The following is an 11873-nucleotide window of genomic DNA, read 5'->3' on the forward strand; positions in this document are numbered from 1 at the left end:
AGCGCTGCTACAAGGCCAGCGTAAACGGCAGCAACAGCGCATTCACCAACAGCAAGCCGAAGAACAGGATCGCGATCATGGCGGAGACCCGGCGAGACCGTCGCTGCCTTGCCTCCGCAGAGCGCCGCGTCCACAGAAAACCAGCCCCCATGCCGAGCACCGCCAGCCCGGAAAACACGCTCTCCGCCGTCAGCGCGGCCGGGTAGGACACGGCGGGGGTGGTGTTGAAGCTCTCGATGAAGGGGAGCGATTCCATTTCCGGGGCTGCCGGCGTTGGCGCAGCCGCGGGAGCCGGCTGTGCCATCACCTGCGCGACCAGGACCGCTTGCGGAGCAGCCAATGCTGCCGCCGGCGATGCGTCCGGAGCTGGCTGCGCAGCCGTCTCTGCTAGATCGGCGGCCAGTGCCGGCAGCGGCACCGGCGCGGCTGCCGGCACCGGGGTAGGCGGGATAGGCAGGACAGGCGGGATGACTGCGGTGGCCGGAGCGGCAGGTGTGGCTGGTGTGGCCGAGACCATCGGTACCTTGGCCCTGGGCGGCGTGGGGACAAGCCGCTCCGAAGCACTCTTCATCGAGTCCCGTTCCCGCCAGAACTTGGCGAACAGGCTTTCCAGGCAGCGCGCCGACTCGCATGCATCGCGCCGCGCACGCCACGCCGCGATGTCGGCCTCGTCGATCCTGCCCTTGCGCAACATCCGCTGTTGCTCGGCGTAGACGCGCTCATAGCGATCGGATAGCCGCGACGAATCGCAGATCAGCGCATGGCGCTGGCGCGGCCTCGGCTCGTCAGTGGCGATCGTGCAGCGCACGCCGGAACCGTCCGGGTTGTAGCAGCGGACCGTGGATTCGCCCGCAGGCGACTTGCATGCGATGTCGGAGGCCCATGCGCCGCCGACGCCGAAAAGGCACGCAGCAACACCTGCTGCAATCACCGAACCCAGGCGCGCAAGGATCCTTTCCATCATGTTGCCCCATCGTGAATCGGCCCAAGGCTTTCAAGCTAGTCGCTAGTTGGCGCGTCATACAAGTACCGGTTTTTGCAAGGCGTCACAAGCGCACATCGCGCCCTGCTACCTGGCGTGTCGTGTAGCGGTACGATTCACTTTGCGTGGAAGGCAACACCAGCCCGATCCAGCCCGAGCCAGTGGAAGTACGGCGGGGCCGACCGCATGGCTGGCGCCCCGCCATGCCGCAATGCTATTGCAGGCTGATTTCCAGCTGCCTCACGGAAGCCTTTTCCCGCTCATACTGCTCCGCGGCAAACCTGGCATAAGCCTCGCTGCTCAGGTGCACCTGCTCCAGGTCGATCGCCTCGAGCGAGCGCAGGTAGGCGGGATCCTGCGACGCTTTGTAGAACGCATCGTGCAGCGCCCTGACCACCGCAGGATCCATCCCCTTGGGGCCGACGATGCCGACCAGCGAACTGGCCGTGATGTCATAGCCACGCTCCTTCAGCGTCGGCACGTCCTTGAAGCGCGGGAAGCGCGCGTCGCCGACGATCGCCAGCGGACGAACCTTGCCGGCGACGGCATGTTGACCCCAGCCCGGGTCCAGCACGGCATCGATGTCGCCGCTGAGCAGCGCCATCATTTCCTCGGAGCCGCCCTTGTATGGCACAAAGGTGAATTTCGCCCCGGCCGCCTTGCCCAGCTTCTCCATGGAGATATGGCCCGAACTGCCGATGCCGACGGCGCCATAGGTGACCTTGCCCGGATTCGCCCTGGCGTAGGCCAGGAATTCTTCCAGCGTTTTCCAGCGCGCGTCGGCCCGCACCACCAACCCGTAGCGGTAGTTGGTCAGGCCGATGATGTAGGTGAAATCCTTGAGCGGGTCGTATGGCGTCTTCTGCAAATGCGGCATGCGGAAGATATTGGCCGCCACCATCGACAGCGTGTAGCCGTCAGGCGCCGCGGTCTGGGACATCAGCTGCGCCGCCAGCGTGGCGCCCGCACCGGGCTTGTTGATCGGCACGACCCGGTGTTTCAGTTCCTTGCCCGCCGCATTGGCCAGCGTACGCAGCGAGCCGTCGGTCGGGCCGCCCGGAGGGAACGGTATCCAGAACTCGATCGGCTTGGCGGGAAAATCCCCAGCCGCCATGACGGCAGGGGCCTGGACGGTCAGCGCGGCCAACCCTGCCAGTGCCAGTACACCGCGCGCGGCGGCCGAGCGCAGCTTGCTGCGCATCCCAATGATGGTCTTGCTCACGTCCCGTCTCCTGTCTGTTTTCATTCGTATGCCGTCCCCGGTGTCCGGGTGCGGTGTGTTCTACGACAGACGTTAGTAGGTTGCGCCGGCAAGACCAATTGCGGATTCGACCAATCGTATTGGCAAAAATGTCGGCACGCACGCTGGCGCGCGCGGGTGCGCTCGCCCGGTCGGGACATGGCGGCCGCCAAGGCTGGCCGCTGAGGTGATTCAGGGCGGACGCGCCATGACGGCGCGCCCGGCTTGCGGGTACTGCCCGGCCGTTATTCGACCGCGATGCCCTTGTCGCGGATGACCTTGCCCCACTTGGCGTAGTCCTGGCGGATGCGCTGGCCCATCTGCGCCGGCGCCTGGTAGCTGGCGATGGCGCCCGCCTTCAGCAGCTTGTCCTGCACGTCCTTGTCGGCCAGGATCTTGCCGACTTCGCCGGAAATGCGGTCGACCACGTCCTTGGGCGTCCCCGGGGGCGCCAGCAGGCCGCCCCAGGACACCGCCTCATAGCCCTTGAAGCCCTGCTCGGCAATGGTCTTGACGTCGGGCAGCATGGCGACGCGCTGCGGCGAGCCGACAGCGATGGCGCGCAGCTTGCCGGCCTGGATGTGCGGCAGCGCCGCGACCAGGTCTGCGTACATGATGGGCACCTGGCCGCCGATGGTGTCGCTGATCGCCGGCACGCCGCCCTTGTACGGCACGTGCTGCATCTCGAAGCCGCCCAGCTGCTTGAGCAGCTCCATGCTCAGGTGGCCGAAGCTGCCGGCGCCGGAGCTGGTGTAGTTGAGCTTGCCCGGCTGCGCCTTGGCCTGCGCGATCAGCTTGGGCAGGTCGGTCACGTTAGGCAGCAGCGTCGGGTTGACCACCACCACGATGGGCAGGTCATAGACCGTGGCCACCGGCGTGAAATCCTTGGTGGTGTCGTATCCCGCCTTCTTGTACAGGAACGGCGCCAGCAGCGTCGGCGTGGCCAGCATCATCAGCGTGTAGCCGTCCGGGGCGCTCTTGGCGACCTGGGCGGCAGCGATGGAGCCCGACGCACCGGCGCGGTTTTCCACTACCACCGGCTGCTTGAGGGCCTCGCCCAGCTTCTGGCCGACGATGCGCGATGCGGTATCCGTGGGCCCGCCCGGCGGGAACGGCACGACCAGCTTGATGGGCTTGGCGGGCCACGATTGGGCGAAGGCGCCGCTGACCAGCAGCGGTGCGGCGGCCAGCGCCAGGATCGCGCGGCGGCGGGAGTGAACCATACGGGTAATGTCTCGAATACGCACTTTCTTGTTCCAGTTGAATCAGCGCAAGGCAATCCAGCCCCCTTGCCGGGCGCGCTGCGCGTGCGCCATGGGTCTGCCATGCGCACGACGCGGCGCGAATGCTCAGGCCGACGCGGGCGTGTCCGGCAGCGTCAGCACGCCGCTGGCCTGCAGCGCCTGCAGCTGCTCATCGCTCATCTGCAGCAGGTTTTGCAGCACGGCACGTGTGCCTTCGCCCAGCGTGGGCGGCGCGCTGCGGATCGGCAGGCGCTGGCCATCGAGCCGGTAAGGCGGCGCGAACACATGGGTGGTGCCTGCGACCGGATGCGGCATCTCGCGCAGCAGGCCGCCCTGGCGGGTGCGTTCGCTGGTCAATGCCTCGTGCAGCCCAGCCACCTTGCCGCACGGAATGCCGCACGCGCTCATGCGTTCGAGCAGCAGGTCGCGCGCAAAGGTGCGGATCAGGCCCGTGATCAGCGGGGTCAGCGTCTCGCGGTTTCTGGCGCGCTCGACATTGGTGGCGTAGCGCGGATCCTCGACGATGTCCGGGCGCTCGATCACCTGGCGGCAGAACTTGTCGAACTGGCTGTTGTTGCCGACCGCGATGATCAGCGGGCCATCGGCGGCCTCGAACATGCCGTAGGGCACGATCGACGGATGGGCATTGCCGTAGCGGGCCGGGTCGCGGCCCAGCAGCATGGCATCCAGGCCGTAGTAGCCGGTCACCATCAGGCCGCAGTCGTACAGCGCCATCTCGATCAGCTGGCCCTTGCCCTTGCGTTCGCGGCGGAACAGTGCCGCCAGCACGGCCTGCGCGGCGTACATGCCGGTCATCAGGTCCACCACGGCCACGCCAAACTTCAGCGGCGGCGTGTCGGCTTCGCCATTGAGCGCCATCAGCCCGGCCTCGCCCTGGATCACCAGGTCATAGCCAGGGCGCTTGGCCTCGGGGCCGCTGCTGTTGTAGCCGGAAACCGCACAGTAGATCAGCTCGGGCTTGATGGCCTTGAGCTGTTCGTAGCCCAGGCCCAGCTTCTCGGCGCCGCCGGTCTTGAAATTGTGGATGACCACGTCGAACTGCGGCAGCAGGTCGTAGACGATCTGCACGCCTTCCTTGCTCTGCAGGTCTAGCGTGATCGACCGCTTGTTGCGGTTCATGCTGTTGAAGTACGTGGTCTCGGTCTTGCCGATGCGCATGCCCCAGTCGCGCGTATCGTCGCCGCGTCCGGGGTGCTCGACCTTGACGACTTCTGCGCCGAAATCGGCCAGGACCTGCCCGCACAGCGGGCCGGCAAACACACGCGACAGATCGAGTACGCGCACCCCCTCAAGCGGGAAGTCGATGCCTTGGGATGATTCGGGCGTCTGCAAGTCTTGTCTCCTTGGGCTGTTTCGAGATACGAGCCGTCTCTGGGAAATCGTAGCCCATGCCGGGCTGGCGGCACGCATGGCAGGCTAGGCTGCGGTGTGGCGCTGAGGTGTGGCGCGGTCAGCCCGTCATTCTTGCTTGGATAAATAGCCTATACAATCCCAATCAACATTGACAAAATGTTCAATAAAATTTGACAACGGTCCGCGCAGGGGCCCAAATGCGTAGCGCCCGGGCATCCGACTGGAGTCGAATGCCCGGGCGCCACGTTGACTTCACATTTGCCGGAAGGTACCTGCCTGCTTCAGTGGCTGGCTCCCTCCACCGCGCCGATGCCGGTCTCGGAACGCAACTCCTGCGCCTCGAAGCCAGCCTTGTCCACGCGGGCCCGCGTCGACTTGTCCGTCACCGAGAAGAACCAGATCCCCAGGAAACCGGCCGTCATCGAGAACAGCGCCGGCGACGTGTAGGGGAACGGCGCGCTGCTGAAGTGGAACACATCCACCCACACCGCCTGCGACAGGATGGTCAGCACCACCGCCGACAACAATCCGATAAAGCCGCCGACCGTGGCGCCGCGCGTGGTGCAGCCCTTCCACAGCACCGACATGAACAGCACCGGGAAATTGGCCGATGCCGCCACGGCAAACGCCAGCGACACCATGAAGGCGATGTTCTGCTTCTCGAACACGATGCCGAGCACCACCGCGACCAGGCCGAGGATGATCGTGGTGATGCGCGAGACGCGCAGTTCCACCGAACTCGTCGCCTGTCCCTTCTTGAAGACCGTGGCATAGAGATCGTGCGAGACGGCCGAGGCACCGGCGAGCGTCAGGCCCGCGACCACCGCGAGGATGGTGGCAAAGGCCACGGCGGAGATGAAGCCGAGGAACACGTTGCCGCCCACCGCGCTGGCCAGGTGCACCGCCGCCATGTTGATGCCGCCCAGCAGCTTGCCGCTGCCGTCCTGGAAGCTCGCGTTGGTGCCCACCAGCACGATCGCGCCGAAGCCGATGATAAAGGTCAGGATGTAGAAGTACCCGATCCACGTGGTGGCCCAGAACACCGACTTGCGCGCCTCCTTGGCATTGGGCACGGTAAAGAAGCGCATCAGCACGTGCGGCAGGCCGGCGGTGCCGAACATCAGCGCAATGCCGAACGAGATCGCGGAGACGGGATCCTTGATGAAGTTGCCCGGGCTCATGATCGAGTCCTGCTTGGCATGGACCTCCACCGCCTTGGCGAACAGCGCCTCCGGGCTGAAGTGATACTGCGCCAGCACCATGAACGCCATGAACGAGGCGCCGCCAAGCAGCAGGCACGCCTTGATGATCTGCACCCAGGTGGTCGCGGTCATGCCGCCGAACAGCACGTACACCATCATCAGCGCGCCGACGATGACCACGGCGACCCAGTATTCCAGCCCGAACAGCAGCTTGATCAGCTGGCCCGCGCCGACCATCTGCGCGATCAGGTAGAACGCCACCACCACCAGCGTGCCCGATGCCGCGAACGCGCGCACCGGCGCCTGCTTGAAGCGGTACGCGGCGACGTCGGCGAAGGTGAAGCGGCCCAGGTTGCGCAGCCGCTCCGCCATCAGGAACGTGATGACCGGCCAGCCCACCAGGAAGCCGATCGAATAGATCAGGCCGTCATAGCCGTTGGCATAGACCGCGGCGGAAATGCCCAGGAACGACGCTGCCGACATGAAGTCGCCGGCGATCGCCAGGCCGTTCTGGAAGCCGGTGATGCCACCGCCGCCGGTGTAGAACGCCGCGGCGGACTTGGTCTTGGAGGCCGCCCACTTGGTGATGTAGAGCGTGCCGAGGACGAACACCACGAACATGCCGATGGCGGTCCAGTTGGTCGGCTGGCGCACGGCCTGCCCCATGTCGCCGCCGGCGGCGAGCACGCCCGCCGACAGCAGCAGCGCCGCGGCGCCGAAGATTGCGTGGCGCGCGTTCATGCGACCTCCCGCTTGATACGTTCGGTCAGCTCGTCGTAGGTGCGGTTGGCATGCTGCACATACAGCCCGGTGATGAGCACCGTGAAGACGATCACGAACAGCCCGATCGGCATGCCCCATGTCATCACGCCCTCGCCCACCTTCCTGGCGAGCAGCTCCTTGTCGAAGGCGATCAGCAGCACGTAGCCGTAGTAGATCACCAGCATCGCCGCGGTCAGCATCCAGCCGAGGCGCGAACGCCTGCGCACCAGCTGCAGATAATTGGGATTGGTCTTCAGTCGCCTGACCAGATCTTCATGCATTCCTGTCTCCTGCCATCTATGCGTGGTCTTGCCCGCGGGGTTTTGCCCGATGCACCCGCGGCGGGACGCCGCGAGTCCGTGCTGCATAAGTTAATGGCCGCCCCTTACCTGCTTCTTACACGGGACCGAAATCGGCACCGGGTAAACGCTGAGTCGAGACGCGGGACAGGAGGCTCTCGGCGATGTCGGCTGTTGGTTGGCAAGGGCGACGCATGCGCCGCAAGTCGGGCCGCGCCCAACACTCTTGCCGATTGATGAACGGCATTTGCGCGCGTGGCGGGACGCCGGCGGCATTTCCCTTCCACTGCATCCGGTGGCATGGCTCCTGCGTAAAAGCAAGCGGACGCTGCAGCGTTCTGCCCGCCCGCTTTTCTGCTTCTCCTTACCGTTCAACGGAGTACCGCCATGATTCGACAGTTCGCCCACACGTTCCTTGCCACCGCTGCGATCGCAGTGGCCTGCACCGCCAGCATCGCCCATGCCGCAGCGCCTCGCGACAGCGGGCATGCCGGCGACAAGTACGGCTATTCCTTCCGGGTCGACATGCACGATGTGTTCAGCGAAGGCGCACGCGCCGGCCGCTTCGACGTGTTTGCCGAAGGCGCCAGCACCGAGGCTCCGGCCGCCAATGCGCAGTACATTGCGGGCCTGGACCGCAGCGGCGTATCGGCGGATCCGGCGCGCAAGTTCGATGTGTATACCGATGGCGCACTGGCGGGCCTGGACCGCAGCGGCGTATCGGCGGATCCAGCGCGCAAGTTCGATGTGTATGCCGACGGGGCATTGGCCTAGGCAATGCCGCAGAACAGGGCGTCGAGTATCCGCCTCGAATGACAATCAGCGGCGTGGTTGCGGCCGTGGCCTAGCCGTACTTCCCGCCCGGCAGCGCCATCTCGATCGCGCTCATCAGTTCCTGCAGGCGCAGCGGCTTCGCGCACACCGCATCGAAGCCGCTTTCCATCGCCAGGCGCCGGTCCTGCTGGCGCGTGAAGGCGGTCAGGGCGATGGCCGGCACGCGCGCGCGGGACCCGACCACCTCCTGCGCGCGCACTTCGCGGACCAGTTCATTGCCGTCGCGGCCAGGCAGGCCGATGTCGCTGATGATCAGGTCCGGCGTGGCGTTCGCCATCTGCGCCAGTGCGTCGTCGCTGTCGCGGGCGCTGCGGACATGGGCGCCAAAGCCGGCCAGGACGGCGCTCAGGGCGGCGGCCGCATCGCTGTCGTCTTCCACCAGCACGATATCGAGTCCGTCCAGCCGCGTCGCGGTGCCGGGTGCGCCGTGGTCGGCGCCGCCGGCAGCATCCGCCTCCGCCGGCTCGGCGCTCGGGGTCAGCAGCGGGATGGCGATCTCGAAGGTCGCGCCATGGCTCAAACCCTGGCTGTAGGCCTGCACCGTGCCGCCATGCATTTCGGCAAGGCGCTTGACGATCGCCAGCCCGAGGCCCAGCCCGCCCTGCGCGCGGCGGTTGGCACCTTCGCTCTGGGTAAAGCGGTCGAACAGGAACGGCAGGAATTCCGGATCGATGCCACGGCCCGCGTCGACCACGGACACGCTCAGGGTCTCGGTATCGGACTTCGCGATCACGCGGACGGTGGCGCCTTCAGGCGAGAACTTGATCGCGTTGGAGATGAGGTTCCACAGGATCTGCTGGAAGCGCGCTGGATCGAGCCACGCAGCCTGCGCCAGGTCCGGGGCGATTTCCGCCTGAAGCGACAGCCGCTTCTCGCTGGCCATCAGTTGCATGCTGTCGAGTGCAGCGCGGATGACTGTGGCCGGGTTGGCCATCTCGCGCTCGAGCTTCATCTTGCCGACATTGAGCAGCGACACGTCGACCAGGTCGGCCACCAGCCGCTGCTGGATGGCGACATTGCGTTCGACCGCGGCCAGCCCGCGGCGCCCTTCGTCGGTGCTGACGTGGCGGCCCAGCACATGGGTCCAGACCGAGATCACATTGAGCGGGTTGCGCAGCTCGTGCGACAGGATGGCGATGAACTCGTCCTTCATGCGGTTCACGCGTTCAACGCCGGCACGCGCCGCCTGCTCGCGTTCGATCAGCTGTTCCTGCTGGCGCTCGAGGTGGAGCCGCTCGGTAGCGTCCGTGACGACCGCGACCCGGTCGCCCGATGGCGTGCTAGGAGAAATTCTCCAGTCGAGGTGGACCGGCTCTCCCGCCGCGTCGAGCAGCGGGAACGATCCGTGCCATCCCTCGTCCGCTGGCACGGTGGCTTCGGCGGCGCGCTCGGCAAAATCGCCGGGCACCAGCGCGGTGACGGACTGCCCGAGCAGATCCGAGGCCGGCCGGTGCAGCAGTGTCAGCATCGCGGGATTGACGTCGATCAGCTGGCCGCGGGCGTCCAGCACGCAGATGCCGCTGGTGGCTTGCTGGTAGATCGCGCGCAGGCGTGCCTCGCTCTCGCGCAACGAGCGCTCGGCCGCGGCGGCACGCGCCAGCGCCGAGACCGTGGCAATCAGCACTTCCGGTTCGGCGGGATGGATCAGGTAGGCGGTGGCGCCGGCATTCAGCCCGCGCGCCTTGTCATAATCCTGCACGTAGGTGGCCGACAGGTGGACCACCGGCAGCGTCGCGGTATCCGGGTCGGCACGCAGCCGTTCGCACACCTGGATCCCGTCGATATCAGGCAGGTTGACGTCGAGCACCATCACGGAAATGCCCGGCGTACTTGACAGGCGCAAGGCGTCCAGCCCGCAATCGGCCTCGGTCGTGCGGAACCCGGCGCTCTTGAGCACGCGCACGGTTGAATAGCGGGTGACCGGATTATCGTCGACGACCAGTACGAGCGGAGATGACGCGGACGGTGCTGCCTGCTGCGTGGGTTGCGGGTCCATGATCATGCCTTTGCCGCGCCCGCCGGCGCCGGCGCTGCGGGATAGGTGAGCGGCAGCGTGACGTAAAAGCGCGAGCCCACATCGACTTCGCTTTCGAAACCGACCCGCCCGCCCAGCACCTCCGCCAGCCGCTTGCTGAGCGCAAGGCCAAGCCCTGAGCCGCGCAGGCGTCGCTGCAGCGGCGAATCGATCTGCACGAAATCCTGGAACACCGCGGCATGCATCGCCGCGGGGATGCCAATGCCAGTGTCCTTGACCGAGAACATGACCTCGCCCTCGCCCACCAGCTTCGCGGCAACGCGGACTTCGCCGCGCGGCGTGAACTTGAGCGCATTGGAGATGAAGTTGCGCAGGATCTGCGACAGCTTGCGGTCGTCGCTGTACAGGTTCGGCACCTCGTGCGGTTCTTCAAAGATCAGCGACACCTCGGGATTAGTCAGCACCGGCTTGAACATGCCGCGCAGCGTATCGAACAGCGCGACCATGTCGAACCATGCCGGCGACACGTCGACCCTGCCCGCTTCGAGCTTGGCCAGGTCGAGCAGGTCGTTGACCATGTCGGCAAACTCCGTTGCGGTCTCGCGCACGAACATCACCTGCCGTTCCTGCTCGGTGGTGAGGGGACCGTCCACGCGATCGATCAGCAGGCGGGTGATGCTCTGGATCGCCACGATCGGCGTGCGGAATTCATGGCTCATGTACGCCAGGAAACGGCTTTTCAGCTCGGTGGCCTGGCGCAGCTGTTCCGCCTGGATGTCCAGTTCCGCGTACAGCGCCACTACGCCGCGGTTGGTCTCCTCCAGTTCCGCGCGCAGGCTGTCGCATTCGCGGATCTTGTCGTCCAGTGCCTCGCGCAGTTCGTCCGGTCTCAGCGGGGTGTCCCTCGGCAGGCGGGAGTCGTCGTGGCTGACCATGTTCATCCCTGGGCGCGGCGGATCACGAGCACGGTGGCGTCATCCCGGCCCCGACCGAACTTCCACACGATAAACGCCGCGATCAGCGTGGGATCGTGCCGCAACAGGCTGGCATCGTCGAGTTGCCAGCGCGACTGCACGCCATCCGAGAACAGGATCACCAGCGCATGGGCCGGCCATTCCATCACCTGCTCATGGATGGCATGCACCTGGATCCCGGCGGTGCCGTGCTGCGGCAGCAGCGTGCGGTCCGCGGTGCCCGAAATAACGCGGCCCATCACATTGCCGGCCCCGGCGAAATGGATCTGGTTGCCGCGCAGGTCCAGCCGCGCCGCGCTGACGGCCGCGCCGCGGGTGCTGCGCAGTGCCGCGTGGGCGCGTTCGAGGACCTGGGCCGGGCTGCCGCAGGGCTTCTCGGCAAACGCCGCCAGCGCGGCACTGGCTGCGTCGGCGGCCAGCGGGCCATGCCCGAGGCCGTCGGCCAGCACCACGTCGGCGCCGTTCTCGTGCTGCGCCACGCCCCAGCCATCGCCGCTGACCTGCTCGCCGGGTGCGGCCAGGCATACCGCCCCGACCAGGCAGCCGCGCAACGGCGCCTCCCGTACCGGGCGCCCACCCGGCTCCCGGTCCCGATAGAACCGCGCCAGGATGACGCTGCCCTGGCCAAGGCGGCTGACGATATCGAAGTCGTCGGCCATGCGCTGCACGGCGCCCAGCCCCTCCCCGGCGCTGCCCGCGCTGGAATAGCCGTCGCGCATGCAGGCCTGCAGATCGCGCATGCCGGGCCCGTTGTCCAGCGAGATCAGCTCGATCAACATGCCGTCGCCGACGGCGCGGGCGCCAATGTACATCCGGCCACCGACCGCATGGCGTACCAGGTTGCTGCAAAGCTCGTTCGCGACCACGGCGATGCGGCCTGCCAGCACGCTGTCGAAATCCAGCCGCGCGCACAGGTCGGCCGCGAGCCGGCGGGCTTCGCCGACCCGGCTGGCGTCGTCCATGGGAAGCACGACGACGGGACCCTGT

At 66.7% G+C, this 11873-nt stretch carries 10 protein-coding genes; 1 reads left to right on the forward strand and 9 read right to left on the reverse strand.

The features are described from left to right. Positions 1–7: 7 nt before the first annotated feature. The 6 genes from J8I82_RS05410 to J8I82_RS05435 all read right to left on the reverse strand — a co-directional run bounded on the left by J8I82_RS05410 (position 8) and on the right by J8I82_RS05435 (position 7085). Complete coding sequence (locus J8I82_RS05410) at positions 8–964, reverse strand: GntR family transcriptional regulator (RefSeq protein ID WP_209755124.1); 957 nt, start codon at positions 962–964, stop codon at positions 8–10. Between the two features lie 232 nt (positions 965–1196). Further along, entirely contained in the window at positions 1197–2204 is a 1008-nt protein-coding gene (locus tag J8I82_RS05415; protein WP_284182921.1) for a tripartite tricarboxylate transporter substrate binding protein, read from the reverse strand. Positions 2205–2467: 263 nt separating this feature from the next. Next, positions 2468–3445, reverse strand: a complete 978-nt coding sequence (locus J8I82_RS05420) for a Bug family tripartite tricarboxylate transporter substrate binding protein (protein ID WP_209755126.1) — start codon at positions 3443–3445, stop codon at positions 2468–2470. A 126-nt stretch (positions 3446–3571) separates the two neighbouring features. Continuing rightward, positions 3572–4819, reverse strand: a complete 1248-nt coding sequence (locus J8I82_RS05425) for a CaiB/BaiF CoA transferase family protein (protein ID WP_209755128.1) — start codon at positions 4817–4819, stop codon at positions 3572–3574. 302 nt (positions 4820–5121) lie between these two features. Then, complete coding sequence (locus tag J8I82_RS05430; protein ID WP_209755130.1) at positions 5122–6783, reverse strand: cation acetate symporter; 1662 nt, start codon at positions 6781–6783, stop codon at positions 5122–5124. Then, positions 6780–7085 (reverse strand): DUF485 domain-containing protein, encoded by a 306-nt coding sequence (locus J8I82_RS05435; RefSeq protein WP_209755132.1) that lies wholly within the window; start codon positions 7083–7085, stop codon positions 6780–6782. The genes J8I82_RS05430 and J8I82_RS05435 overlap by 4 nt, the downstream gene beginning before the upstream one ends. Before the next feature lie 405 nt (positions 7086–7490). Between J8I82_RS05435 and J8I82_RS05440 the strand changes: the two genes are divergently transcribed. Continuing rightward, positions 7491–7877 (forward strand): hypothetical protein, encoded by a 387-nt coding sequence (locus J8I82_RS05440; RefSeq protein ID WP_209755135.1) that lies wholly within the window; start codon positions 7491–7493, stop codon positions 7875–7877. 70 nt (positions 7878–7947) lie between these two features. Here the strand turns inward: J8I82_RS05440 and J8I82_RS05445 are convergent, their stop codons facing one another. From J8I82_RS05445 to J8I82_RS05455, 3 genes are read right to left on the reverse strand one after another with little or no spacing between them, the layout of a single operon-like run. Beyond that, entirely contained in the window at positions 7948–9933 is a 1986-nt protein-coding gene (locus J8I82_RS05445) for a response regulator (protein ID WP_209755137.1), read from the reverse strand. A 2-nt stretch (positions 9934–9935) separates the two neighbouring features. After that, positions 9936–10847 carry a sensor histidine kinase gene (locus tag J8I82_RS05450; protein WP_209755569.1) on the reverse strand — a complete coding sequence of 304 codons (912 nt, stop codon included), beginning with the start codon at positions 10845–10847 and terminating at the stop codon, positions 9936–9938. Positions 10848–10849: 2 nt separating this feature from the next. Then, a complete protein-coding gene (locus tag J8I82_RS05455) occupies positions 10850–11848 on the reverse strand; it encodes an ATP-binding SpoIIE family protein phosphatase (protein ID WP_209755139.1) in 999 nt (332 codons plus the stop codon). Positions 11849–11873 lie beyond the last annotated feature (25 nt).

Source organism: Cupriavidus consociatus, from assembly GCF_017814975.1.
GTDB lineage: Bacteria > Pseudomonadota > Gammaproteobacteria > Burkholderiales > Burkholderiaceae > Cupriavidus > Cupriavidus consociatus.

Coding starts and splice junctions, on each gene's coding strand:
- J8I82_RS05410 (WP_209755124.1), bottom strand. CDS start 964: ATGATGGAAAGGATCCTTGCGCGCCTGGGTTCGGTGATTGCAGCAGGT.
- J8I82_RS05420 (WP_209755126.1), bottom strand. CDS start 3,445: ATGGTTCACTCCCGCCGCCGCGCGATCCTGGCGCTGGCCGCCGCACCG.
- J8I82_RS05430 (WP_209755130.1), bottom strand. CDS start 6,783: ATGAACGCGCGCCACGCAATCTTCGGCGCCGCGGCGCTGCTGCTGTCG.
- J8I82_RS05435 (WP_209755132.1), bottom strand. CDS start 7,085: ATGCATGAAGATCTGGTCAGGCGACTGAAGACCAATCCCAATTATCTG.
- J8I82_RS05440 (WP_209755135.1), top strand. CDS start 7,491: ATGATTCGACAGTTCGCCCACACGTTCCTTGCCACCGCTGCGATCGCA.
- J8I82_RS05445 (WP_209755137.1), bottom strand. CDS start 9,933: ATGGACCCGCAACCCACGCAGCAGGCAGCACCGTCCGCGTCATCTCCG.
- J8I82_RS05450 (WP_209755569.1), bottom strand. CDS start 10,847: ATGGTCAGCCACGACGACTCCCGCCTGCCGAGGGACACCCCGCTGAGA.
- J8I82_RS05455 (WP_209755139.1), bottom strand. CDS start 11,848: ATGGACGACGCCAGCCGGGTCGGCGAAGCCCGCCGGCTCGCGGCCGAC.